We start from the raw sequence: 24,952 nt of genomic DNA, 5'->3' as shown, positions 1-24,952 counted from the left end.
CGTGGTAGTGGTGGTCGTCGACGCGGGTGCCGAATTTTGGGTCCGGACAAGTTCCGGTTTTTCCTTCATTCTCGGGCTGATGACCTACCCCACGGAGGCTTGCGATGGTGCCTGCCCAGATCGCTCGCTGGACCGCCGCTCTCAGCATGGCGGCGGCCATGACCTTCGCAGTCGCCCCTTCCGCTGCCGCGGCCGCGCCGCCCGACTTCCGGCCGGGTGCGCCCGGTCTCGGTGACCCCTACTTCCCCCTGGAGGGAAACGGCGGGTACGATGCCCAGCACTACTCCCTCAACCTTGGCTACGACCCTGCCACCAAGGTGCTCAGGGGGACGGTGCACATGCTGGCTCGTGCCACCCAGGACCTGTCCAGCTTCGATCTGGACTTCCAGCAGCTCACGGTGAGGTCGGTCACGGTCAACGGCCGCCAGGCCGCCTACGTACGCGACGGCCAGGAGCTGATCGTCACGCCCAGGTCGGGCCTGCGGCGTCAGAGCGTGTTCGACGTAGGCGTCACCTACGACGGCATCCCGCAGCCGCTCGGCGGCCCGATCGTGTTCGGCCTGCCGTACGGGTGGATCGCCACGGAGGACGGCGTGCTCGTCGCCTGCGAGCCGAACGCGGCCAGCACCTGGTTCCCCTCCAATGACCACCCGAGCGACAAGGCGACCTACTCCATCTCGGTGACCGTCCCGAAGGGGCTCACCGCCGCGGCCAACGGCGTGCTGGCGGCCCAGGTCACTCACGGTGACACGACCACCTTCCTGTGGAACGAACTGCGTCCGATGGCGTCGTACCTGGTCACGACCACGATCGGCCGGTTCGACGTGCAGAAGGGCAGGACGCCGGACGGCCTGCGCGAATGGGTCGCCACCGATCCGACCGTGCCTGGTACCGAGGTCGTCTTCCAGCAGACCGCCGACATCACCGACTACTGGAGCGAGTTGTTCGGGCGCTACCCGTTCGAGGAGACGGGCGCGATCGTGGACAACGTCCCCATCGTCGGCTTCTCACTGGAGAATCAGACCAAGCCGCTGTACTCTGCCGTCCGCAGCGAGACCACGGTCGCGCACGAGCTGTCCCATCAGTGGTTCGGCGACAGCGTTTCGGTGCGGACATGGCAGCACATCTGGCTCAACGAGGGCTTCGCCACCTTCGCCCAGCACTACTGGACCGAGCACACCGGCGGCGAGACCGTCCAGGCGTGGTTCGACCGGCAGTACACCACCAGGCCGGAGTCGTTCTGGCTGTCGAAGGTGGCCGACCCGCAGCGCGACACCATGTTCGACACCGCCGTCTACAACCGTGGCGGCATGACGCTCCAGGCGCTGCGTGCGAAGATCGGCGACGAACCCTTCTTCCGGCTGCTGCGGACGTGGGCGGCCGATCACCGCTACGGCCTGGCCGACACTGATGAGTTCATCACGCTCGCGGAGAAGATCTCCGGCCGGGACCTGACCGACTTCTTCAACGTCTGGCTGTACACCCCGAGCAAGCCCGTGACGTGGTGACGACGTTCTGCTGAGCCTCCGAACAGTCCTTGCCCTCCGCGATCTCGCTCAGTACCTGCGCTGCGAACGACGCCTGGAACACAACTCACTGCACCGCTTTCGGCATCTCGGCCAGCGGGATCGGGTCTGTCCAGTGATCGGCTCCGTCTCTCTTTCCGGCGGTTACGGAGTGTAAAGCCGCATGCCTGCCCACCGTACGGGCGGAACGCTCCCGCCGAGGGCCCGCCTCGACATTGATAAGACTTGACTTATATAAGTATCGAGTGAAATTGTTGGCCCCGTTCACGTACTCGACGTGCTCGGCGGCGCGGTCGGCACCCCGGCGCCTGCACGCGCTGGGCGCCGAATTCGCGAACGCCGCCACCCGCTTGACGAGACGCCGCCCGCGGAGGAACGGCCAGGCTCGAACGACGAGGGGGAAGAAGGGGAATGATCGACATCGTCAACCAGATCAACGCCACCCATCGGGAGATCGGCGACAACGCCGGCGGGGACGGCGACAGATGACCCGCCGCGCGGTGAATCGTCCCGTTCTCAGCGAAGTACCGATGACCGACGACCTCACTGGCGGGGCGACGCGGACGCTGCTGGGTTGCGGCATCGTCGCCGGCCCGCTCTACATCGTCGTGGTGCTGCTGCAGATGCTCACCAGGGACGGCTTCGACATCAGCCGGTACCCGGCCAGCATGCTGAGCAACGGTGACCAGGGATGGATTCAGATCGCCAACTTCGCGGTCAGCGGCCTGCTGTTCGTGGCGGGAGGGATCGGCCTGCACCGGGCGCGTGGTCCGGCGGGCTGGGGAGGTACCTGGGGGCCGCGGCTGGTCGGGGTCTTCGGCGCCGGGATGGTCGCCGCCGCCTTCTTCTCCGCCGACCCCGCCGATGGCTTCCCGCCTGGGACGCCCCTCGGCCCGCCCACGAGCATGAGCACGCACGGGATGGTGCACTTCCTCGTCTCCGGGGTCGCCTTTGTCGCGCTGATCGCCGCGTGTTTCGCCTTCGGCCGACGGTTCGCGGCGGCCGGCCGCCGCGGCTGGGCCGCCTTCAGTACGGTGACCGGCACGCTCTTCCTGGCAGCCTGGATCTCGATCTTCGCGTCGCAGGGCTCACGGGCGGCCAATGTCGCCTTCGCCCTCGCCATCGCGGTCGTCCTGGCATGGACATCGCTCCTGGCGGCGCGACGGCTGACTACCGGCCGCTCGGAGTGAAGGGGTCAGGGCGCGAAGATGCGGGATCCCGTGTCGGTGGCTGCCGCCGAACCAGCAGGTACGGTACGAAGCGGCCTCCCGTCTAGGCTGAATCTCGCACGTGAGGGACAGGAGGCTGAGGTGGCCGAGACGACGCTGGGCCAGGTGATGGCCGAGCTGGCCGGGTTGGAGGACCCGAAGGCACGCGAGGTGAACGAGAGGCACGGTGACGATCACGGTGTGAACCTCGGCAAGCTGCGCGCGCTCGCCAAGCGGCTGAAGACGCAGCAGGAACTCGCGTGCCGGCTCTGGGAGACGGATGACACCGCGGCGAAACTGCTGGCGATCCTGATCTGCCGCCCGAAAGCATTCGAGCGTGACGAACTGGACGGCATGCTGCGCAAGGCGCGCACCCCCAAGGTGCACGACTGGCTCGTGAACTACGTGGTGAAGAAGAACCCGCACGCCGAAGAGCTGCGCCTGGCCTGGTTCGCCGATCCGGACCCGGTGGCCGCGAGCGCCGGCTGGGCGTTGACCGCCGAACGCGTGACGAAGCAGCCCGAGGGACTCGACCTCGCGGGACTGCTCGATGTCATCGAGGCGGAGATGAAAGACGCCCCGGATCGCCTGCAGTGGGCGATGAACACCTGCCTGGCGCAGATCGGGATCGAGCACGCCGAGCACCGCGCGCGTGCGATCGACATCGGTGCGCGCCTGGAAGTGCTCAAGGACTACCCCACTTCCCCAGGCTGTACGTCTCCGTTCGCGCCCATCTGGATCAATGAGATGGTGGGCCGGCAACGCGACAAGTAGGGAGGGACGATGCGACGATCAGCCGTACTCCCGTGCGAGTCGACGACGCCATTCCCGGCAGCGAGAGCCACGAGAAGCTGCAGGTGCTGTCCGTCATCGGAACACAGACGCTCCGCTGACACCCAGAGCCGCTCGGGTTCGAGCGCGCGCCCGGTCAGGGGCAGCGGATGTCGTGCTGCCCCCGGCCGGGTTTGCCCAGGTCAGAGGCGGGCCGCGGTCCAGCAGTCCGGGGCGCCCGCCTTGCCGCACTTCGTCAGTGCGTCGAGGACCTTGGCCATGTCGGCGGTTTTGGCGTTGCTGGGGTCGTTGGACTCCTGCCTCGGGTCCGACACCGTGTCGTAGTACTCGGGCTTCGACACGCCCTCGTATTCGACGTACAGGTCCCCGGCAGTACGTACGGCCGTGTAGCTGGGGGGCTGGGAGTTGCCCGCCTGGAGAGGTTCGGCGTCGGGGTCCGACTCTCCGGTTGTGGCCGGGTTGGGTTTGACGTGCTCGATCAGGGCCGCCTTACGCCAGTCCTCGGCCTTTTTGCCCTGGATGAGCGGCAGCAGGCTGCGGCCGTCGCGGCTGTCGCGGGTGGGGGCGCCGACGCCGGCCATGTCGAGGAAGGTCGCGAACAGGTCGACGTTCTGGGCGATGGCGCTGGTCACGAGGTCGCCCTGCCGTCCCGCTGTAGGACGCTTGACCAGCAGCGGCACGCGTACATCGTGGTCATAGGCGGTGCTCTTGCCGCGTACCAGGCGGTGCTGGCCGAGGTGGAAGCCATTGTCGCTGGTGAACACCACGTACGTGTTGCGCTTCTCGGCGGCCGTCAGCGTGCCCAGGACGCGGGCCACCATGTCGTCCACCGACTGCACCATGCGGACCCGGTCGCGGTAGTCCGTCCGCAGTTGCTTGACCAGCCCGGGAGCGAGCGGTTCGCGGCGTACCCAGGAGGGCTTGTCGGCGGTGTCCTCGTCGAAGGTGGGCAGCTTGCTCACGTCGATGTCATTGCAGTCGGGCCCGCCGCAGTCACCGTTCGGGAACTCCCCGGCCGGGAACTGGGTCTTGGGCCGGTCGCGGCGGGCGGGCGGGAAGCGCGGCTCCTTCTCGCCTGGCTTGACGTTGAGCCTGGAGTGCGGCGCGAACGGCGCGACCTGCAGGAAGAACGGCTTGCCCGGGGCGCGCTCGCGCGAACGTGCGATGAAGTCCGTGGCCCGCTTGCCGAGCAGGTCCACCAGGTAAGTGCCGTCGGAGGAGTCCAGGCCGGGCGTCTCCCCCTTCACATAGTTGGTGAGCTCGTACTTGTACTCGCCGTAGCCGTTGGCCGCCACGTGCCACTCGTCCCAGCCCGTCGGCACATGATAATCGGGGCCCTTCACCGGGTACTCGTTGATGTACTTACCGAGGTAGCCGGTACGGTATCCGGCCTTTTCCAGCGAAACGGCGTACGTCTTGGGCTCGAGCGGCGCGAACGCCTTGTAGCCGCCGCGGTCGGAGTTCAGGTTCGTGGCCACGCCGGTGTTGTGCGGGAACTGGCCGGTGAACATCGAGGCGCGCGACGGGCAGCACAACGAGTTCGACACGTAGTAGTTGGTGAACGTGGTGCCGTCGTCGGCCAGGCCGCGCACGGTGTCCATGTACTGCAGCAGGTCGGCGGACATGTCGTCCACCAGGAAGAAGATGATGTTCGGCCGCTGGGGCTTGGCGGCCGCGGCCGTCCCCGTACCTGCCTGGGAAACCAGGCTCAGGCTGAGGACGAGCGCGAAGGCCACCGCCAAGGCTCTGCGGGTATGTCGGGTCATCGTTGTGACCGCCTTCTTGACAACTCGGGAAAACTGAGGGTGGAATGCACGTTAATAGCGCTTTATGCGATGGATCAACCGATTGATCCTGAAAACTTCCTGGCAAGCGTGCCGAAGCAAGGCCAGGCAAAGATGAGTCGGCCAAGGGTGGAAGACGACCCGAATCCCGCCCCGCTCGAAAGTCCGGTTCTGTGAAGCCCCTGGTCAAGATGGGCTTTTGACGGTTAGGCGCCCGGGGCTCGAACCCGGAACCTGCGTATTAAAAGTCGTCGGCTTTTTTATCGGGCCTTGCTGTACAGAATTCAATGCCAAGAGCATGGCGATGCCCTGACGGGGAGTTCCGCAGGCCGAACGGACCTCGGCCGCGGGATCGCGAGGGCTTCGTCCGAGGGCACCGTCGAGGCCTCCTGTAGGTGATAGGAGGCCGTGTCAGGCTGGGGGTGCGCTTGCTCCCATAGATGAGGCGGACCTCGCGGACGAGGCCCGCCCTTACCCGCAGCAGATATAGATCCCGCACAGCGCGGCGATCTCCGCGTAGAAGTTGCGGACGGTGAAGTAGTGGAGCATCGCCACCGGCAGCGTCGCGGGTGGTCGGCACCTGCACGCTGTCGCTCGGTACGGACGTCGCCGCGCTCTACTGCGTCGCCACCACCCCGATCTCCGCCGGCAAGGCATTGCCACGGCCCTGACCCTCGATGCGCTGCGTATCGCCCGAAACTCCGGAAGGCGCATCGCCACCTTGCAGTCGAGCAGCGAGGGCAGGCCGGTGTACCGGCGGATCGGCTTCGAGACTGTTTCCCCCTGTCGCCTCTTCGCCTTCGGCGAGTAGTTCTGATCCAGTCGGAGTCAAGTCGCGCTCTGTTCAATGGAACTTGGTTTGGGCGTACGCCAGGCTTTCGAAGAGTTCTGACGCGTTCGTCCGCAGGCGGCCTCGGCCGACCACATGATTGAAAGAGCGAAAGCAATTCCTTGTTCAGCAAACGGAAGGCGATCAGCGCCGCCGCCGTCGTCACAATGGCGGCAGCCGCGACGCTGGTTCTGGGCACGCCCGCGCAGGCGACGCCGCCAGGACCCGGCGTGGTCGGCACGGTCATCGCCCAGAAGACGGTCGGCGACACCGACTACATCCTGCGCGAGATCACGATCCCGGCAGGGCGAATCACCGACCAAAGATAGGCCGGCGAGACCGGCTCGGCGGCGTCCTTCACGAATGCTCACATGCCGCTTGACGAGCATGGATGGAATTTTCGGTAGGCGCGCCGCCGCCGCAGATCAGCCCGCGGGAAGATCGACCCCACCTCTACCAAGAGGTCCTCCAGCTGATCTGCCCACTCATCCGCGCGTTCCCGGTCAGTAACGACCGGCTAGATGTCCAACACCGGGACCTGCATGGACGGCAGCTACCCACCGCAGACACCACTGAACTGCCACTGAAAAGAGGATCTACGACTGAAGGGCTAGATACGCCGTCATAAGGAGGCCTCCCCTAACCCGCGCCTTCCTGAGGCCCCTCCTCAGGAACCGCCCGCGTCGATCCTCGCGAGCGTGATCGTCAGATCGCGCGGACAATGATCTCGAAGACCGGTGAGCATCAAGGCATGCACGGGATCGAGATCATCCGGAACGATGGGCTCGGATTTCCCATCGATCAATCGAAGCAGAGTGGCACGCGCCTCGGGAGAGTCCATGAGCAGCACACCTGTTTGGTGTGCGATCCCCATCCAAGCTTGTTCGTGTGAGCGGATCGCCTTCTCTGCGAGCTTTCGGCGTGCGCGTACTCGCCGTGAGCGTTCGGGATTGGTGGCGAGCGAATGACGTGATCCGCCCCAAAAGACCGCACCGAACGTCGCGGCGGCGACACCGAGAATCAACAGCACACCCGCCGCGAACGCGATGGAACGCGCCGCCTTGAGCGTGCTCTCCAACCACAACGTGACCCACACCGCCCCGCCGATCACGCTGATTCCGCACAGTACGGTCAGCACAGGCATGACGGGCCGCTTCGCGAAGTCGCGGAACGCGGTCGCGGTGATCACGGTCGTTCCCGTTACCGCCCCGGCCAAGGCGAGTCCGGGGAGGAAGGCGATCAGGAGCGGGACCACGCCGCCGGTTACCGTCTGGAGCGCGTCAGCGGACGTCCATCCGAGAAAGGCTGCGGTGAGAGCGGCGGGTATCGACCACCACGGGAACGGCCCGGCCGGCGGGCGCCGGGTCTCCGCGGCGTAGCGGGCCAGCGCCGTACCTGCCTGGTCATGGCCGTGCGCCAGCCGCTCCATCTGCTGTAGCAGCCGCCAGTGGCTGTGCGGCGCGGTCAAGGATTCGACCCCGCGTCCGGCGTGGTCCCGTCGCCCTCGATCCCCGACGGCTCGTCCCGCTGCCTGATAAGCGGGTCGGGCAGATGCGGGTGACGCTTCGCCAGTTCCTCGGGGCGCAGTTCACGGACTGTGCGGATGGTCTCGGCGAGCGGCCCGAGGCCGGGCTGCGGCTGCTCCACCCCCTGGAAGATCCGGTAGAACACGCGCGGTGGATCTTCGGTATCGGTCATCTCGGCACCTGTCGCGGAGTCGACGTCCGTATCTGGTGGGACCGGCACCGGCGTGGCCCGGCCGTGCCGTAGGCGGGCGGGCAGGATGACCTCGTGCCACGGCCGCGCTAGTTCCGCACGTACGATCGCGATTACCTCGTCGCGGCATGAGCGCAGGTCACGCCAGGCAATCTCATACGCGGACACGGCGGAGCGAGCCCTGTCGCCGACTTCGCGAGCTTCTTTCTCGCGTCGACGCAGCTCCCGTTCAGCGATCTTGATTCCCGCCTGATAGGGGTTGTAGATCAGCACCTCAAGCAGGATCACGGTCAGCGCCATGATCATTAGCAACATCATGACCTCGTAAGACTCCGGCAGGTAGATGCTGCCCGGGTCCTGCGCCGTCAGACGGGCCAGTTCACCCCGGAGGTTTGCCCAGTAGCCGAGAACGAACAGGATCGCGCCAGGTCCCGCGATCAGCAGCGTAATCCGGAACAGTATCGTCCGGCGGGAGGGAGGTGGTTGGTCAGGGCTGGCCTGCGTTCTCCACCTACGAGCCAGATGCCACAACGGCTCGGCCAGGATCCGCCCGGTGACAACCAAGCCCACCGCCAGCGACGCCGCCGCGAGGACTCCCACCACTTTGTCCAGCGAGACGTCGTGCAAAGGGACATTGAGGATGTCGAGGAACGCCTTTTGGAAGAACACCGCTTCGAACAGGCCGACCGCAAGCGCGAGTCCGAAAGTCAACCACACCAGCCAGCGCGGTGTAGGAAGGCGCATCTCCGCTGGCAAATCGGCAAAGCGTTCTTCGACCGCCTCCATCGCTCCTCGCGCCTGTGCAACCCAGTCTTTGGCCAGCACCTCCGACCACGCGTCCAGCGCATGCAGTGCCGCGAACCACGCCTCGACAACGATCGTGCGCTGCTCCTGCAGATGGTTGTGGTAGCCGTTCAGCCGCCGGGTGGCCTGCTCTGCGGCTTCGGTGAGAAGCCCCATCTCTCCCTGGTCAAGCACCTCGGGCGGATGATCGGGAACCCGCTGTCCGTACACCAGTTGCGCGTGCAAGCGACAGGTGCAGCCATGGTGGCAGGGCAGGATCGCCTCCGCCGCCACCGGCACGACCACCTCGCCCATCAGCGGCTCCTGTTCCAGTACGGCCTCCTCCGCAGTCATGTCAGCCGCTCCCCAGGGTGATTTCAACGCGGCGGTTCTGAGCCATGCAACTCTTGTCGGGTTTGCCGTCGTTATACTCGTGAGTGCATTTCGGCTGGGACGATCCGGCGCCGTCCACCCGTGCCCCAGCGGCCACGTCCCCCAGGCGTGCCTTCACGGCTTCCGCACGCCGCTTGGACAGATCGCGGTTGTACGCGTCGCCGCCGATGGAGTCGGTGTGTCCGACGACGCTGACGACCTTCCGCGTTCCCAGCCGCTCGATGAGGATGTCGAGATACCCCGAGGCGCTGGGGGTCAATTCGTCTGAGCCGAACGCGAACAGGAACTTCTCCGGTAGCACGCAGGGGTTGCAGTCGAAATTGGGGAATTTGATGACCGGGTCGTCGGGCCGCTGGACAGTGGAGCCGCGCTTGGCACTCTGGGCCTGTTCCAGAGCGCATTCCGTCCCCAAGTGGGCGCACACCTCCTCCCAGAAGGAGTTGAGCCAGGCATGCTCGCTGGTCTTTAGGGGGGGCTGCCCTACTTGCAGCCCTATCCCTTTGATTTTGATCTTGAGGCCTTTCAGCTTGGCCAGATCCTTCTTGTTCTTACAGGAGGCGACCAGGTCGGCGGCGTTCGAGCGGCCCGCGGTGACCTTGCGAAGATCCAGACAACCGGTGTTGCCGAGCCCGTCCGTCACGACGAGCACGTGCGTGCGGTTGGCAGGCGTGTCCCCGCGCTGCGAGCCGGCCGAGGCGAGTGCGGCCATCGGGTCCGAGCCCGGTACCTGGGGGCGTTCGGCGAGCAACGCCTCGACCTCCTTTTTCAGGCAGTCGCGAACGGCTCGGCGGCCGTGCTCGGGGTTGCTGCCGGTCGGCACCGGCAGCTTCACGTCGTTCAGCCGCTGGACAATGGTGGTGGACGACCCGTCGAACCCGGCCAGCGACACCAGTCGGATGCCGTTCTCCGTATAGTCGGCGGCCAGTTGCTCGGTGATCTCCCCGACCGGGTCCACCGGCTGCGACACGCTCTTGCCCTGCTCCGGCCAGAACGACCCGCTCAGATCCACCAGCGCGATCTGCTTGGACGTCACCTCTCCCGTGTCCCCGTCGGCGGGTGTGGTGATCCAGCTACATCCGTTCGACACCGGCCGCCGATCGGCGCACCCCACCACGCCCACGAGAAGGGCTACGACGACCGCCGTCCGCCATACTTCACGCATTATCGCCTGCCTTGCTGGAGGTGGCGATCCTGGGATCGCCTGCGGCCACGCCCAACTCCTTCAGAACGGCACGCAATGCGCTGTCGCTCTGGAAGGCGATCTCCAGCGCGTCCACGTGGTCCCCGCTGAGCGTGATGTTGCTGAGACTGGCCAGCAGCTTTTCGGCCTGATCGACCCGCTTCTCCAGCATGAGCTGCAGGTAAGACGCAGCGTTCTTAGGGTCCTCGGTGAGCGCGAGTGCGTATGGAGCGATCCAGGACGTCCTGGCGATGTCCACTTCACCGAATTCGGTGAGGCCCTTGCGAAGCACGTCATGCCAGATGTCCTGCAGATCACTGGTCAGGCGTACGGCTTGTTTGCGCAGGTCGCCCTTACCATCTTCGTGGAGCCGAACGATCCACACCTTGCGAAGTTCGTCCTTGACGGGGGCGGCGACGTCCACTCGGACGCGGACTTTCGCCTGCAGATCGCCATCGTGGAAGCATGCCTGCAACACCTTGGCGAGTTCGCGCTCCGCCTCCGCGGCCTGGTACGGCGGGAAGCGACGCGCCACGGGCCTGATCAGTTCCTCGATCACCTCACGTGCGCCCTGCCTGCTGGATGCAATGAATCGTTGCAGTTCCGCGGGGTCGGCATGGCGCAGGGGCTCACCTGCCGCCGTCCCCCGCACCTCCCAGGCGACCAGGACGGTGACCGTGAAATCGAACGCGTCCCCCAGCGCCGGTACGGACAGCGAGAACGTGTCGCGTGGCACATAGTCCGGAGTGATCGAGGTCGGCGGAGCGAACGGATCCAGGTTCAGGCCACCGCTCGTGAACCAGGCGCGCGCCCGAGCAACGAAGCGTTGCCACCATGTAGGCCGTAGCGGCGGTTTTGGCCGCGCCGGCGAGTCCCAGCCGTCCGGGGACAGAGAGTCGGGGGATATAGTCATTGCTCCTTCTCCAGATCCTCTTTCTTCCAGAACTTGCGATAGAGATTGATGCGTGTTCGCATCGCCTCGTCGTCTCCAGGCTGGTCACGATGGCCGATTTCAGCCATTGCGACCAGCAATTCTTCGAAGGTGATCATCAGCTCGGAACGGGTTACACAGTCGGCGTGCCAGCGGCCCAGAGTCCGCCACGCTTCGGTCCTCGTAAGGGCCTCGTCGCACGCGCACCACCACAATTCGGCGATATCGGCCAGTGACAGCGCTGGATTCTCGCCCGTCGTGATACGTGGCAGCGTGTGCACGAATTGGAGTAGGTCATGGTGCCCACCGAGCCGCAACCGCGCGATTCGCACGATCGCGCGGGCCCTCAGTTCCTTAACGAAGGGAAATGGCAACGGCCAGGTCCGCTTCGCCAGGAAACTCAGGACCGGCTCGCGGTGCCCTAGCTCATACAGGTCCCGTAGGCACTGCGCGATCAGCAGCCCGAAGCGGCCTCTGAGGACGCCCATGGATTCCTGCACGGCCTTCAAGGCTCTGCCAAGCCGTTCTTCGTCCGTGATACGTGTCCCATATGCTCGTAACGCGACCGCGCGCTCCGACTTGCGTAGGGACCGTGACAGGGACTTCAGCTCACCCTCCGCCGCGCGCCGGAGGTGGGGGTCGCCGAAGCGGATCATCGCTTCCAGCAGCCAGGCAGCGCACTCGTGGTGCCGGTTCCTGTCCGATCGCGCCCAAACCCGAAGCACCTTGGACCTGATCTGCGCGTAGTCCTTGGTGGCGATCACCGCGAGCGCCTGCACGGCGCGGACACGTTGCAAGCCGTCCTGCTGCTCGCACAGGTCGACCAGCCACTTGCGCAGCGGCTCACGGACGACGTCGTAGTCCGACCAGGCCACCTCCACGACGATGCGGGACAGCTCACGCTGTCGGCGCCACACCGGGTCGGTGCCGACGCCCGGCGAGGGGCCCGCGGAAAGCTGTGCCAACCAGCTGCGGAACGGCTCACCGAACAGTTCGCGACGCGAACCGGCCCCCGGCCGCTCGATCTCACAAAAGTCCTGCGCCAACCGCCCCGCTCTGTCGGTGATGTCGCTCATCGACACTTCATCGAGCACCGCTGCTGCGATGATGTAGGCCTGCCGGACCGGTGAGTCGTCCGATCCGCCCTTGCGTCGCAGCAGGTTCTTGGCCTGCTCAAGGAGATTTCGACGAGGAAACGGCGGAGCATCCTCACTTTGGCCGGCCTGACCGTAGCGGCGGCGCCAGTTCCACCACTCCTGTGCGAAGATCACCCCCTCACGCGGCTTGGTTCCGGGCGACCGGACCGCGGCGTACCACTCCTGCGCCTCCTGCGGACCCTCTTCGACCTCCTTGACCAGGCCTGGCAGCACGTCACTCATCGCCACGTCGACTGTCGCTCGCGTCGGTGTCTTCCCGCCGAGCCGATACGCGTGCAGGAACGCCAGGTGACGCAGGAACACCTCCTCGGCCACAGGTGGCGTGTGCTCGACGACATCGAGAACGGGAAGGCTCACGTTGTCACTCACCAAGACGATCATGAACGACGTCCGCTCCACCAGCCTGTTCACTAGATCATCCATATCCGAGCGCCGGAGTTGGGCCGGCCAGTTGGTGCCAAGCGTGTCCACCAGGAGACCCACCCGCGATCCGATACCGGTCATGAGCACCTGGGGAGCGGCCGGGCTCAGGCGCCAGACGCGCGAGTCCTCGCGGTTCCGTCCGGTCAGCTCGTCGAGTACGGCGAGCGCAGTCGTCCCGCCCCCGTCACCGGCTCGGACACGCAGGAAGGCCAGGCGGCTCCGGTCCAGCACCGCGAATAACCGCGGTTCCGTGCCGGTGTCCACGTATTGGGTCGCGGCTGTCGCCAGGTTTCCCGGCTCCACTCGTTGCTTGGATGATTGCCGCCTCTTGCCTCCATGCTCGTGAATGTGAAGGTCACGCCCCGCGAACATGCCGAATTCGGCGTAACCACCGATGTTCAGGCGGGAGTTGGTTCCGTAGAACTCGTCCCGATAGCTCGCCGTACTGGGGTCATCGCTCTCCGAGCTTTCCGAAGGGTCGGGTGTATCTGGCTCCTCGGATCTTTCCTCACGTAGCCCGGCGGGTGGCGCGATATCTCGTGCATGGCCGTCGAAAGCCTTTTCTTCTGGCACGGGAACGAAAAGCTCAAGTTCCCGAGGGGATTCCGAAGGACTATCGGGGGCGTTGCCCTGCTCGGGCTCCTGGGCCTCATCGGGTAGTTCAGTCACCGTCGAGTTCCTCAATAGAGTTCCGACCGACGAACTTACCGAACCTGGCGCTGCCCGCATCTATATTAACGTTTGACCTGCCCGGCTCACGGGTAATCTGCGCTGGGTTTCTGGAACGGATACTGTCCCCGGCCGTGAAACTTTCGGCGTCCAAGTGCCCGCCTACGCGAATCGAGATCCCGTCGCCTGGCTGCGCTTTCTCGGACAGCCCCGGCACGAGTTCCATCAGTCTCTGCCCCAGAAGATCAAGGTCCTTGTCCACGCTGCGACTGGCCAGCCGCGCGTACTGGCATCTGGCCAGTTTCGCCAATACAGGCGGAAGATCCTTCTCTCTGAGCGGAGCGACCGATCCGATCAGGACCGGGATGACGCGGACGCCGCTTGCGAACGCTTCCTCGATCTCGCGACGTGTCCAGTCGCCCTCCTTGTCGATCTTCCGCTGCCCCTTCTCATCGGCCGCCAGCCAGCGGACACCGATGACGACGAGTAGAGCGTCACTGGCGTGAATGGCGTCAAGCAGCGCCTCGGAGAAATCGTCCCCGTAGGGGATGCTCTTGCTCGCGCGGAAGAACACCGACGAATCGAAGCGATCCGATAGATGCCTGTCCAGCATCGCGGCGACGTTCTCCTCGTCGCCTGTGGAGTAATTGATGAAGACTCTCGTCATGACCGCCTCACTGCTCTCGTTCAGACTTGTGGTGAGCTCAAAGACGCGGTGAGCGCGGGATACAACTCACGCACCGCTGGATGGGTGTGCCATCGCGACAACTCCCGGGCAATACGGCGCAGGTCGGTCGTGATCGTCGCGGAGGCGACGACATCGGTAATGCGCAGCAAGTCGGTAGTCAGCGCGCAAGCATGGTCGACCTGACCTGCCGCCGCGTGCGCGAGCGCTTGACGGGTCCCGAACCTGGCCCGAGAGCGGAGAGCCTGCGGGCTGATTTTGGCGACCTCGACGTCCAGGATTTCGCTCGCCTTTTCGGGCATGCCCAACTCGTAAAGGCACCAACCGGTGACCATGGAAACTGCGTCGGGCAGATTCACCGAACCGAGCACTGGCCTCCGCGACTTTTCTGTTGTGTCATCCAGCAAATTGCGAGCCTCTTCCAGGCTCTCCAGACACGCCTTGTAGTTTCCCGCGAGAGCGTGTCCCTGCGCCTCGCGCTGCGCAGCCAGGGCCCGGATCCGACTTGGCATCTCCCGGGACTCCTTTGCCTGCCGCGCCAGTCGGATGGTCTGCTCGGAGTCCTCCCGGTAGAGGGTGACCAGCGCGCGTCGCACCAAGGCGTAGACGGCCAGTTCACGGTCGTTGCTGGCGGTGGCCATCCGAACCGCCTTCGCCGTCCACCACAGAGCGGCCTGGTCGTTGCCCGACTCCTGCGCCATCCACCCGGCGTACTCGGCGAACCTCGCGCCCAGTACCAGGAATTCGTCCCTCAGATCCCTGTCCGCCTGCGCGGCAAGGGCGCGCAAGACATGAGTCTGCGCAATCACCGGGGGCAGCACCGCAGCCGGGCTTGCTGTCTGGCCGAGACTGCGGAACTGGTCGAACAGCCCTCGAAAGACCTCCAGCGCGGTCGGCTCCTTCGCGGTTGCCGAAAGCCCCTGGGAACTCAGCCCGAAGCCCAGTAGGGAAGAGGCGGTCATCGCCAGCGCCTCCCGCCGGTCGACGGGATGAAACCAGCTGTTTCCATCATCTGCAAGATTCATGAACCACACCTCATCGTCGCCTTCGTCCATTTCGGAGAATTGCGCTTCCAGCGACTGCGCAGGCGCGAGTGAACGCAGCGCGCCATTGGCGCCGAGTGCTGCGTCGCTCATCTGCACTAGCTTGGCGGATGGAGCTTTACTCCCATTCTCGATTTTGCTCAGATGTCCCTTGCTGTAGTGCACCAGATCACTCAGCTGCGCCAACGACAGCCCGGCCGCCATTCGCATTCTCCGAAGCTCTGCACCGAATGTTCCCATCCGCTTCGCCACCTCTACCCTGGTTTCCCGTTGCCGTTGCCGGTCGCCGCGAGACAACACCTATCTGCGAATAGCCGCTTCACGCACGCTGGAAATCAGCCGATGGAAATCCCGAACGGCATTCGCATCAACAAGGAGGTAGCGATGACCCGGCGAGCGGCCTACCCCAACTTCCGCCCGCGTGATCCCATCCAGCTGACCAGGGTGCGCGGGACGCTCCACTTCTGGGCAACATGGAGTTGTTTGGTCGACCTGTACACGGAAGGCATCCATCGACTGGCGCTCACGCTGCCGATAGTGATCATCGCGCTCCTGGACACATGGCATGCATTCCGAGGCACGCCCAGCACGTCCGACAATAGCAGTGCATCGGACAATCATCGCAAAAATTCATGAGAGTGGATTCATGTGAAGAGGGTTTCCCGTTTCCTCTCTACGGGGAAACGGTCAACCCCCATGGATCACTCCCATACCGCCCAGATACACAAAGACGCTATTGGATCTTGGGTCCTCCGGTCCTCGGTGATCGAAGAAATGATCATTAAATCCGCGGGGGCCCATGGGGCAAATCGTACAAATGGTGCAAGAAATGAATAATATTCATTCTGCTTCGCGGGCCCTGCGCCTGTCGATAATTACATCCGTCCAGGTCATGCCTCTGTGAGGGCTTCGCGTGGCATGCGCGAGTTCCGACCATCAGGAGAGGAGGCGGGTGCGGCATGATGACCGGCTGTGCTCCTTCGCCTGGCCTACCTGACCGTCACGAACACTTTCGTCGCACTGCGGTTGCTCCCGATGAGCGATCGAGACAAGGACGTCGAGATACTGGCCCTGCGTCATCAGATCAAGATTCTTGAATGGCAACTCGGCGCCGACGCCAAGGTGAGATTCGCCCTGGAGGACAGGGCCTTCCTCAGCGCCCTCCTGGCATAGTTGCCACGCGAGGTTCCGTGCCGGTTGCGGCTCCTCGTCCGGCCGGACACTGTCCTGCGCTGGTACCGCGATCTGATGAGACAGCATCACGCTCGTACCTGCCGTCCGAAGCGGCGTGGGCGCCTGCCCACGGTCCGCTCCATCCGCGCTCTCGTCCTGCGCCTGGTTCGAGAGAACCCAGCCGGGGCTATCGGCGGGTCCACGGAGAGCTCATCACACTCGGCATCGAGATCGCACCATCCACGGTCTGGGAGATCCTTCAACAGGAAGCCTCGATCCAGCACCCGAACGGGCATCCAGCACGTGGGCTGACTTCCTGCGCTCGCAAGCCGACGCCCTGCTGGCCTGCGATTTCATCGAGACCATCACCTTGAACGGGCCACGCCAGTACGTCCTGGCCGTCATCGAGCGCGCCACCAGGCGCATCCGCGTGCTCGGCACCACTGCTCACCCGACCGCCGACTGGGCTATCCAGGCAATCAGGAATCTCGTGATGGACCTGGACGATGCGGGCTGCCGGGCGCGCTATCTGATCCGCGACAGAGATGGGAAGTTCCCCGCCCTCATAGACGAGATCCTCGCTGAAGCCGGCATCAAGGCTGTACTCATCGGCATCCGGATGCCGCGCATGAACTCCATCATGGAACGTACGGCGCAGCCATGCCGCCACGAACTCCTCGACCGCTGCCTCCTATGGCACGAACGCCACCTACGGCACGCCCTTCGCGAGTACGAACACTTCTACAACCAGCACCGAGCCCCTCAAGCCCTGAACCAAGCAGCCCCGCGGCGCCCTGCCCGGGACCCGATCACAGACCCTGGGCGAATCATCGACCTGAACATACGCCGAAGTGGCCGGCTCGGCGGAGTTCTCCACGAGTACTCACATGCCGCTTGACCTGCATGGATGGAATTGTCGGCAGGCGCAGTCCTCGATGTTGCGCCACAGCTCGACCAACTTGACGGAGAACACGTATACGACGGTGCCGCCGGAGCTGGCGCACGATGCGGCCGAGGCGAGCGCCGCTATCGTCCCGCGGGCGGTCTCCCCTCGGTCTCCCAAGAGGGTCCCAGCGACCCTGCGGATTCAGGGGTAGTGGCAAAGGGTCTGGTCATAAGGGTCAAGGATGGTAGGGCGCCCGGGGCTCGAACCCGGAACCTACGGATTAAAAGTCCGCAGCTCTGCCAATTGAGCTAACGCCCCCTAGCAACAGCACAAGGGTACAGAGATTACCGCCCCCCACGCGACGCCCTTAAGCCCCCTCACCGGTAAGCCGGGAGCCCCGTCAGCGCTTCCCCCAGCACCAGTGTGTGGATCTCCTGGGTGCCTTCGTAGGTGAGCACGCTCTCCAGGTTGTTCATGTGCCTGATCACAGGGTACTCCAGCGTGATCCCGTTCCCGCCCAAGATCGTCCTAGCCTGACGGGCGATGTCCAGCGCCGCCCGTACGTTGGCCAGTTTGCCGAAGCTGATCTGCCGGGGCTCCAGCTTCCCCGCGTCCTTCAGCTCGCCCAGGTGCAGGGCCGTCAGCCCCGCCTGTGCCGTTCCGACGTACATCCAGGCCAGCTTCTCCTGGGTCAGCTGGAAGGCGCCGATCGGCTTGTCGAACTGCACTCGCGTCTTCGCGTAGGAGACAGCCGACTCCAGGCAGGCGCGGGCGGCGCCCACTACGCCCCAGATGATGCCGAAGCGGGCCTCTGAGAGGCAGGAGAGCGGGCCTTTCAGGCCGGAGACTTCCGGGAGTACGGCCGAGGCGGGCAGGCGTACGTCGTCGAAGTACAGGGACGAGGTGACCGAGGCCCTAAGGGACAGCTTCTTGTGGATCTCAGGGGCGGAGAAGCCCGGCGTATCGGTCGGTACGACGAAGCCGCGGATGCCTTCGTCCGTCTGCGCCCACACGACGGCCACGTCGGCGATGGAGCCGTTGGTGATCCACATCTTGGAGCCGTTCAGGATCCAGTCGGAGCCGTCTCGCTTGGCGTACGTGCGCATGTTGGCCGGGTCGGAGCCGTGGTCGGGCTCGGTCAGGCCGAAACAGCCGATCGCCTCACCGGCGGCCATCCGGGGCAGCCATTGCTCTTTCTGCTCGGCGGACCCATAACGCCAGATGGGGAACATGGCCAGCGAGCCCTGAACCGACACGAAGGACCGCAGACCCGAGTCGCCGGCTTCCAGCTCGCGGCAGGCCACACCGTACGAGATGGCGTCCGTTCCGGCGCAGCCGTAACCCTCGAGGTGCATGCCGAGCAGGCCGAGCGAGCCGAGTGCGGGCGCGAGCTCGCGTGCGGGGAAGGTGCCCTGCTCGAACCAGTCGCCGACGTACGGCAGGACGCGGTCGTCGACGAAGGACCTGACGGTGTCGCGGATCAGCCGCTGCTCGCCGTTGAGCCGGTCGTCCAGGCGCAGCAGGTCGTCCATCGAGCGTCCTTCCGTCACGTAAGGGCCTACCAGGGTTCTACCAGGGGGAATCCTGATGTGCGAACGCCGGGTCGCCGGGCAGTCTTGAGACATGAGCGAATACAACGTCAAGCAGCTTCGTCGGACCAACAACGGCCGCGTCATCGCGGGTGTCTGCTCGGGCCTCGGGGAGTACCTGGGCATCGACGCCAACCTGATCAGGATCGGCCTGGCGATCGTCACGCTGTTCGGTGGACTCGGAGTCGGCGTGTACGCCGTCGGCTGGCTGCTCATGCCGGACGAGGACCGCCACACCTCGATCGCCCAGGACCTCCTCGGCAAGCAGCAGGCCAAGTCCACCTGGCAGGACAGCACCGACTACTACCGCGGCGAGCAGAAGCCGCAGCAGTGATCAGGCGGGGGCTGGGGTCTCGACCCGGGACTCGGACCAGAGTATGGCGAGCACGGCCGCGGCCGTCACACCCGTGACGCCGGCCAGCGCGACCACCGGCTCCGGTCCGAGTTTCTCGGCGGCGAATCCGCCGATCAGGATCCCGATCCCTTGTACGGCCAGCAGCCCCGACTGCACCAGACCGAACGCCTGGCCGCGTTGATCGGCCGGCACGCACTGGACGAAGGCGGCATTGGCCGCAAGCTGGTACGCCCCACCCACCCCCGACAGGAACCACGCCCCCAGCACCACGGCCAACGGCGGCTGCAACGCGGTCACGACCAGCGGCAGACAGCTCAAGATGGCCATCCACCCCATCATGCGCAATCGCCGCGGCGGCGTGACGAACCTACTGAAGAAGAACGCCCCCACCGCGGTCCCCATCGGCATCGCCGCCATCAACAGCCCGGTGACCACCGGGAGCGACAGGGTGCCGGTGCTGAGCTTCGCCGCGTAGGGGACGGCCAGGCCCTCCGGCAGGATGTAGAAGCCGCAGAGCCAGGCGAAGAGCACGAGAGTGCGGAGTTTCCGGTCACCGAAGACGAGCCGGGATCCCGCCCTGACCATGGCCCACATCGACGGCCTGCCGCTGTGGTGGGCGGCCCCGGGGCGCCGATGGACGCGCGCGACGAGGATCAGCGCGGAGCCCAGGAACGTGGCCGCGTCGACCGCGAGCGCGCGATAGGGGCCTACGGCGGCGATCATCGCGCCGCCGGCCGCGAAGCCCAGCATTTGGATGCCCTGGTTCGTCATGTTCTGCAATGCGGACCCGACGAGGTATCGGTCACCTTCGAGCACCTCGGGCAGCAGCGCCGCGCGCGCGGCCGAGAAGGGCGCGCTGAGCAGCACCACGAGGAACACCAACCCGCACAGCACGGGGAACGGCACCCCCGGCAGTGCCATGACGCTCACCAGCGCCGCGCGGAGCAGGTCGCACGTGATCATGACGCCCCTGCGCGCGAACCGGTCGGCCAGGCCGGCCAGCAGCGGGCCACCGAGGATCGTCGGCAGGTAGGTCAGCGCGTAGACGGCCGCGGTCGCGAGCGGTGATCCCGTGCGGTCGTAGACGAGCACGGCCAGCGCCACCTGGGCGAGTTGGTCACCGAGCAGGGACAGGCTCTGGCCGTACCAGAGCGCGCGGAACTCCCTGATGGCGATGACCTCGCCGTATGTGACTTGGCGCGGGAGGGCACGGCGATGCCGTCCCAGCAGCCGTCGCGTCCGCATGGCCCCCATTGGACTCCGCTGTGCCTGACTCAGAGTGTTCGCTATGTCACCTAAGGTGCCCGATCATTTGACAGGCCGCAACCCAAAGCAGCTAACCCATTGCGAACGGTTACCAGCCTAGTTCATGGAGCCGCGCGTCATCGATGCCGAAGTGGTGCCCGACCTCGTGCACGACCGTTATGCGCACTTCGTCGATCACATCGGCCTCGGTATCGCAAATCTGACATATCGGATTGCGGTAGATCTCAATGCGGTCGGGCAAGACTGCGGAGTACCAGTCGCCGCGCTCTGTGAGGGGGATTCCGGTGTACAGGCCCAGGAGGTTGGGTTCGGGCGCATCGTCGACCACCGTGACGACGACATTGCTCATCGCCCGGGTCAGACCTGGGGGGATCACGTCCAACGCCTCGGCTACGAGCTCCTCGAACCTCTCCCGCGAAACCTCAATCACCCTTGCCATTCTGCCTCGCAGGTTGGGTAAGCAAGAAACTGTATGAAGTTCGCTGACAGATTGAAGACAGTCCTCCAGTCGCGGGTGTCCAGGGTCGTGGCCGTCCTCATCGTGGCCGCCGTGGGCGCCTGGCTCGGCATCTTCCTCAGCGGCACCGTCAGGGCTCAGGTCGGTCCGGTAGAGACGGGTATGTCGCTCCGACCCGCCTGGGACGGCGAGACGATCGTGGACGCCAGCCCGCTGGGCACGCTCACGTTCCGCACCCATGACGCGCCGCTCCGGCTCCGCATCTCCCTCGAGAACATCGACCAGGAACGCGCCAAGGCGATCATCGAGGACCCGCGGCTGGCGGACCGGCTGCCGGAGATCATCGAGCGCGACCTGCTCGACGGTGTCCGCGCGCTGCTGATCCGCTCACTGCTGTGCGCGGGGGCGGGGGCGCTGATCGCGAGCCTGCTGGTGTTCAGGCGTCCTAGAGTGGCGCTGCTGGGCCTGCTGGTCACCTCGGTGGCACTCGCCGGCACCAGCGCGCTGGCGGCGCTCACGTTCCGCCCCAATTCGCTCGTGGAGCCCAGATACTCGGGGCTGATCGCCGCCGCGCCGTCGCTGGTGGGCAGCGCGGAGTCGATCGTGACGAAGTTCGAGTCGTACCGATCACAACTCACCAAGCTGGTCACGAACGTCTCCAAGCTGTACGACACGGTGTCGACGCTGCCGTTGTACGACGCGGACCCCAGATCCATCCGTGTCCTCCACGTCTCGGACATCCACATCAACCCGATCGCCTGGAACGTGATCCGCTCCCTGAAGGACCAGTTCAAGGTCGACATGATCATCGACACCGGCGATATCTCCGACCATGGCACGAAGACCGAGAACAAGTTCGTCGACGAGATCGGCACCCTCGGCGTCCCATACGTCTACGTTCGCGGCAACCACGACTCGATGATCACTCAGAAAGCGGTCGCCAAGCAGAAGAACGCCGTAGTCCTGGACGACAAGACCCAGAACGTGGCAGGCCTGAACATCTACGGCCTCGGCGACCCCCGCTTCACCCCCGACAAGACCGTCGCCGTGGACTCGGACCCGGCGGTCCTGGCCCAGTTCGGCCGCTCGCGTGTGCCGCGAATGGGGAAACCGGACGTGGTCGCCGTCCACGACCCGGAGGTCGGCCGCGGCTTCTCCGGCGCCACGCCGATCATCCTCGCGGGTCACACCCACGAACGATCGACGACCATGCTGCCCTCGGGCACCCGCCTCCTGGTCCAGGGCTCCACGGGCGGCGCCGGCCTGCGCGCCCTCGAACACCCGCAGCCGACCCCCGTACAGGCCTCGGTCATGTACTTCGACAAGGAGACCAGACGCCTGCAGGCCTGGGACGACATCACGCTCGGCGGCCTCGGCGAGCAGTCGGTGTACATCCAACGTCACGTGGAGCGCGACCCGGGACGTATGATTTCTCCAGAGCCAACGAACGCCCCGTCGCCAACGGGATCGATCACTGGCACGACGTCGCCGGCCGCTGGTCCGCCACTTTGGCATCAAGGGCAATCGTCCCCTATGCTTCAGAGGTCTCCAACGGAAGACGACAGGGAAAGTTCCTGAGCCCCCATCGTCTAGCGGCCTAGGACACCGCCCTTTCAAGGCGGCGGCACGGGTTCGAATCCCGTTGGGGGCACGGCGAAGCGCCTGGCGCACCGCAAAACGGTTGGTCGAAAGCCAACCGGGAGCTGGTAAGCTAAGCGAGTCGCAAAGCAAGACGCAAGGTCCTGTAGAGCAGTTTGGAGTGCTCGCCACCCTGTCAAGGTGGAGGTCGCGGGTTCAAGTCCCGTCAGGACCGCTCGGGTCAGGTAGCTCAGTTGGTACGAGCGTCCGCCTGAAAAGCGGAAGGTCGGCAGTTCGACCCTGCCCCTGACCACCATTATTCACCAGCAGGAATGCCCCGCCCATGATCATATGGACGGGGCATATTTGTGTCTGCGTGTCTAAGGTTCCGGAGCGAGCTGACCAAGACGGTGTTCGAGCGCACCGGCCTGGACAGCGGCCGGACCGATGCTCCGCCGACGTGCTGGAGCTGCGTCCCCAAGGCCCTGGAGCAATGCCCCATGCTCCAGGCGGACTTCACCTTGTACACCGTTAGTGCAGTCGAGGCGGTCAGTGTCCCTGCTGTCCCCGCCGTCCCTGAACCTGCGGTGACCTGCACGAAGGCGAGCGGAGACGAGGGCCGGTCCACCTGGGCGGCTGCCCCTACCGTCCCTGGTGATGATGACTACACCGATCACGAGGCGAGAAGCTGAACGGTGCTTCGTACGCCCTTCTAATGCGCTTCGCGCTGAAGATCGACTGTAACACTCGGCGGGGCGTCTCCTGAGTGTTACAGCATGTCCATGTATATGCGTCGATGAAGGCTCGTCAAGACGCTGAAAACATTGCTGAATCGCCCTTCTATGACCCCTTGCGTTCTATTGTCGCGCTCCAATGCACGCGTTTGGATCAAAGGGCGATCTTCTGGGGTGCATCCCCAAGCGGTGGGTTCCGAATGCGTCCCAGCGCCGCCGCCTGTCCTGCCCCAGTGCTCTCGTCGTGGGCGGTTCGCCGGCCTGCGCCGTTCCCCAAGAGAAGGAGCCGTGATCATGACCGCGCTGACCTACACCATCTTCACCGAACCGGCGTCTTTGGAGGCGTCAGACGCCAGACGGAGGTCCAAGTCCACAGGGACGGTGTACCTGGTCGTCACCAACACCTCAAGGAGGACGGACTGGTCCAGGATCGAGGTGAAGGTGCCCGTGGGCGACGGCCCCGGGCATCTTGGCCCGAACATCACGGAGCTGAAGGGCGAATACACCGACAACCAGTGGGGAGCCCAGGCGACAACTCGGGGGGTGAAGGTTGAGCGCCAACAGGGCACCAACGTCTTCGAAGTCACTCCCCAGACCGGGGGCGTTGCATCTTTCAGACCTGGCGACTACATGGTGCTGACGCTGGAGAACATCACCGTCGCCTCGGCCGCCGGGCCGGCAGTACTGACGGTGAGAGAGAAGACCGAGGACGATGACGGGGAGCACACTCGCTACACCTCGGTAGCGCTGGTGAAGGCCGCTCCGAAAGAGATTCCGGCGCCGCGTGGCTTCCATCCGGACAAGGGCATGATGGGCGCCGGCGAAAACCTGACACTGAGCTGGGAGGGGTCCGCCGAATTCGACTACAAGATCCTGTTCCCCGGCGGAGAGGAGACCATCCCCCCGGGGAGGCGTAGCTGGCCGCTGGCCGACGCCCCGAAGCGGGCTACCACCTACACTCTCGTTGCCACTGACTCCGTCACTAAGCAGCAGCATTTTCTCACCACGACCGTTCAAGTGCGCTATCCCGTCCTAGAAACACTCACCGCCACCACCGGCATTGACTCGCCCTGGGTCCAGGGCACGTCGGAAGCGACCAAGGGGCGTATCACCTTCACCGGCGCAGGGGTGGAGATCTCTAGCAACTCCGGTGCGAAGGGGACCGTGACGGCCGACAAGGCCCATCTAAACGGCGTCAACACTGAGTGGGTGCAGGGGAGAAGCGCCGACGATGGAAAGATCACCTTCCCCAAGGACGGGCTCAACGTCAGCCAAGGGAACGGGTCATGGGGAACCGTGCACGCCGACAAGGCCGATCTAAACGGCGTCAACACTAAGTGGGTGCAGGGGAGGAGCGCCGACGACGGATGGATCACCTTCCCCGTGGAAGGGCTCAAAGTCAACCGGAAAGACGACAACCATCTGACACATCTGGTTGTTGGTTATGCGACCCACGACATCGTGAAGACCAGAATCGTTCGGGGGCCAAAGGACGACGATGGATGGATCAGCTTCCGTAAGGAGGGACTGAATGTCCACCGGGAGCGCGGCACAGAACGGGGAACCGTGTACGCCAGTGATACTGACCTGAAGGGATGACTCTAAACGGCGTCCAACACAATGCCGAATTGATCTCATAGGTATCAGGGGTGGCGGCGCTGGGCGCGGCCACCCTGCCCTGCGCCTGCTGGCCACTGGGCGAGCAATCGTCAATACTTGTGGATCAAGATCTTTTAAGCGGCGATGGGCGACTCCTCCTCGGAGGGCGCTTCGTCCGGCCGCTCGACGAGCTTGC

The 24,952-nt window shown here is 65.1% G+C and carries 22 protein-coding genes and 4 tRNA genes; 13 read left to right on the top strand and 13 right to left on the bottom strand.

The genetic code is table 11. The features are described 5' to 3' along the window. Window positions 1-158: 158 nt before the first annotated feature. The 3 genes from AB0J16_RS00130 to AB0J16_RS00120 all read left to right on the top strand — a co-directional run bounded on the left by AB0J16_RS00130 (window position 159) and on the right by AB0J16_RS00120 (window position 3,508). Window positions 159-1,508, top strand: a complete 1,350-nt coding sequence (locus AB0J16_RS00130) for a M1 family metallopeptidase (RefSeq protein WP_358532569.1) — start codon at window positions 159-161, stop codon at window positions 1,506-1,508. Between the two features lie 548 nt (window positions 1,509-2,056). Further along, window positions 2,057-2,716 (top strand): DUF998 domain-containing protein, encoded by a 660-nt coding sequence (locus tag AB0J16_RS00125; RefSeq protein ID WP_358532566.1) that lies wholly within the window; start codon window positions 2,057-2,059, stop codon window positions 2,714-2,716. A 120-nt stretch (window positions 2,717-2,836) separates the two neighbouring features. Then, window positions 2,837-3,508 (top strand): DNA alkylation repair protein, encoded by a 672-nt coding sequence (locus AB0J16_RS00120; RefSeq protein WP_358532564.1) that lies wholly within the window; start codon window positions 2,837-2,839, stop codon window positions 3,506-3,508. Window positions 3,509-3,708: 200 nt separating this feature from the next. Here the strand turns inward: AB0J16_RS00120 and AB0J16_RS00115 are convergent, their stop codons facing one another. Then, window positions 3,709-5,292: a sulfatase gene (locus AB0J16_RS00115; RefSeq protein WP_358532561.1), complete on the bottom strand. Its 1,584-nt coding sequence runs from the start codon at window positions 5,290-5,292 to the stop codon at window positions 3,709-3,711. A 673-nt stretch (window positions 5,293-5,965) separates the two neighbouring features. On the opposite strand from AB0J16_RS00115, the gene AB0J16_RS00110 reads away from it, so the two are divergent. Both AB0J16_RS00110 and AB0J16_RS00105 read left to right on the top strand, forming a co-directional pair. Next, on the top strand, window positions 5,966-6,121 hold the full coding sequence (locus AB0J16_RS00110; protein WP_358534790.1) for a hypothetical protein: 156 nt from the start codon (window positions 5,966-5,968) through the stop codon (window positions 6,119-6,121). Window positions 6,122-6,261: 140 nt separating this feature from the next. Then, window positions 6,262-6,468 (top strand): hypothetical protein, encoded by a 207-nt coding sequence (locus AB0J16_RS00105; RefSeq protein WP_358532558.1) that lies wholly within the window; start codon window positions 6,262-6,264, stop codon window positions 6,466-6,468. Between the two features lie 338 nt (window positions 6,469-6,806). Here AB0J16_RS00105 and AB0J16_RS00100 read toward each other — a convergent pair whose 3' ends face one another. From AB0J16_RS00100 to AB0J16_RS00070, 7 genes are read right to left on the bottom strand one after another with little or no spacing between them, the layout of a single operon-like run. Then, window positions 6,807-7,607: a hypothetical protein gene (locus AB0J16_RS00100; protein WP_358532555.1), complete on the bottom strand. Its 801-nt coding sequence runs from the start codon at window positions 7,605-7,607 to the stop codon at window positions 6,807-6,809. Beyond that, window positions 7,604-8,992, bottom strand: coding sequence for a hypothetical protein (locus AB0J16_RS00095; protein WP_358532552.1), 1,389 nt, complete (start codon window positions 8,990-8,992; stop codon window positions 7,604-7,606). The genes AB0J16_RS00100 and AB0J16_RS00095 overlap by 4 nt, the downstream gene beginning before the upstream one ends. Before the next feature lies 1 nt (window position 8,993). Continuing rightward, window positions 8,994-10,193 carry an OmpA family protein gene (locus tag AB0J16_RS00090; RefSeq protein WP_358532549.1) on the bottom strand — a complete coding sequence of 400 codons (1,200 nt, stop codon included), beginning with the start codon at window positions 10,191-10,193 and terminating at the stop codon, window positions 8,994-8,996. Continuing rightward, on the bottom strand, window positions 10,186-11,124 hold the full coding sequence (locus tag AB0J16_RS00085) for a hypothetical protein (RefSeq protein ID WP_358532546.1): 939 nt from the start codon (window positions 11,122-11,124) through the stop codon (window positions 10,186-10,188). The genes AB0J16_RS00090 and AB0J16_RS00085 overlap by 8 nt, the downstream gene beginning before the upstream one ends. Continuing rightward, a complete protein-coding gene (locus AB0J16_RS00080) occupies window positions 11,121-13,391 on the bottom strand; it encodes a hypothetical protein (protein ID WP_358532543.1) in 2,271 nt (756 codons plus the stop codon). The genes AB0J16_RS00085 and AB0J16_RS00080 overlap by 4 nt, the downstream gene beginning before the upstream one ends. Then, complete coding sequence (locus tag AB0J16_RS00075; RefSeq protein WP_358532540.1) at window positions 13,384-14,058, bottom strand: toll/interleukin-1 receptor domain-containing protein; 675 nt, start codon at window positions 14,056-14,058, stop codon at window positions 13,384-13,386. The genes AB0J16_RS00080 and AB0J16_RS00075 overlap by 8 nt, the downstream gene beginning before the upstream one ends. Window positions 14,059-14,078: 20 nt before the next feature. Beyond that, a complete protein-coding gene (locus AB0J16_RS00070; RefSeq protein ID WP_358532537.1) occupies window positions 14,079-15,359 on the bottom strand; it encodes a helix-turn-helix transcriptional regulator in 1,281 nt (426 codons plus the stop codon). A 102-nt stretch (window positions 15,360-15,461) separates the two neighbouring features. On the opposite strand from AB0J16_RS00070, the gene AB0J16_RS00065 reads away from it, so the two are divergent. After that, the gene (locus tag AB0J16_RS00065; protein WP_358532535.1) at window positions 15,462-15,755 is read left to right on the top strand and encodes a hypothetical protein; all 294 of its coding nucleotides are present in this window, start codon (window positions 15,462-15,464) and stop codon (window positions 15,753-15,755) included. Between the two features lie 336 nt (window positions 15,756-16,091). Further along, window positions 16,092-16,292, top strand: a complete 201-nt coding sequence (locus AB0J16_RS00060; RefSeq protein ID WP_358532532.1) for a hypothetical protein — start codon at window positions 16,092-16,094, stop codon at window positions 16,290-16,292. 259 nt (window positions 16,293-16,551) lie between these two features. On the opposite strand, the gene AB0J16_RS00055 is transcribed toward AB0J16_RS00060, so the two are convergent. From AB0J16_RS00055 to AB0J16_RS00045, 3 genes are all read right to left on the bottom strand, one after another. Continuing rightward, window positions 16,552-16,962: a hypothetical protein gene (locus AB0J16_RS00055; RefSeq protein ID WP_358532529.1), complete on the bottom strand. Its 411-nt coding sequence runs from the start codon at window positions 16,960-16,962 to the stop codon at window positions 16,552-16,554. A gap of 458 nt (window positions 16,963-17,420) precedes the next feature. Continuing rightward, window positions 17,421-17,496: transfer RNA gene (locus AB0J16_RS00050), tRNA-Lys, on the bottom strand. Window positions 17,497-17,555: 59 nt separating this feature from the next. Further along, window positions 17,556-18,710, bottom strand: a complete 1,155-nt coding sequence (locus AB0J16_RS00045; RefSeq protein ID WP_358532526.1) for an acyl-CoA dehydrogenase family protein — start codon at window positions 18,708-18,710, stop codon at window positions 17,556-17,558. Window positions 18,711-18,801: 91 nt separating this feature from the next. Here AB0J16_RS00045 and AB0J16_RS00040 point away from each other — a divergent pair, with 91 nt between their 5' ends. Then, window positions 18,802-19,101 carry a PspC domain-containing protein gene (locus AB0J16_RS00040; protein ID WP_358532524.1) on the top strand — a complete coding sequence of 100 codons (300 nt, stop codon included), beginning with the start codon at window positions 18,802-18,804 and terminating at the stop codon, window positions 19,099-19,101. Here AB0J16_RS00040 and AB0J16_RS00035 read toward each other — a convergent pair whose 3' ends face one another. Both AB0J16_RS00035 and AB0J16_RS00030 read right to left on the bottom strand, forming a co-directional pair. Beyond that, complete coding sequence (locus AB0J16_RS00035; RefSeq protein WP_358532521.1) at window positions 19,102-20,367, bottom strand: MFS transporter; 1,266 nt, start codon at window positions 20,365-20,367, stop codon at window positions 19,102-19,104. Window positions 20,368-20,476: 109 nt separating this feature from the next. Continuing rightward, window positions 20,477-20,818, bottom strand: coding sequence for a metallopeptidase family protein (locus AB0J16_RS00030; RefSeq protein ID WP_358532519.1), 342 nt, complete (start codon window positions 20,816-20,818; stop codon window positions 20,477-20,479). A 60-nt stretch (window positions 20,819-20,878) separates the two neighbouring features. On the opposite strand from AB0J16_RS00030, the gene AB0J16_RS00025 reads away from it, so the two are divergent. The 5 genes from AB0J16_RS00025 (at window position 20,879) to AB0J16_RS00005 (ending at window position 24,756) form a co-directional block, all read left to right on the top strand. Continuing rightward, window positions 20,879-22,423: a metallophosphoesterase gene (locus AB0J16_RS00025; protein WP_358532517.1), complete on the top strand. Its 1,545-nt coding sequence runs from the start codon at window positions 20,879-20,881 to the stop codon at window positions 22,421-22,423. Beyond that, window positions 22,424-22,496: transfer RNA gene (locus AB0J16_RS00020), tRNA-Glu, on the top strand. It begins immediately after the preceding gene. A gap of 87 nt (window positions 22,497-22,583) precedes the next feature. Next, window positions 22,584-22,658: transfer RNA gene (locus AB0J16_RS00015), tRNA-Asp, on the top strand. Between the two features lie 4 nt (window positions 22,659-22,662). Continuing rightward, window positions 22,663-22,739 (top strand) — tRNA-Phe (locus tag AB0J16_RS00010). 712 nt (window positions 22,740-23,451) lie between these two features. Then, a complete protein-coding gene (locus tag AB0J16_RS00005) occupies window positions 23,452-24,756 on the top strand; it encodes a hypothetical protein (RefSeq protein ID WP_358532514.1) in 1,305 nt (434 codons plus the stop codon). Window positions 24,757-24,952 lie beyond the last annotated feature (196 nt).

This window comes from Nonomuraea sp. NPDC049750, assembly GCF_040659625.1.
Lineage (GTDB): Bacteria > Actinomycetota > Actinomycetes > Streptosporangiales > Streptosporangiaceae > Nonomuraea.
The sequence above is the reverse complement of the archived record's forward strand: the minus strand, read 5'-3'. Positions and strand labels throughout refer to the sequence as shown.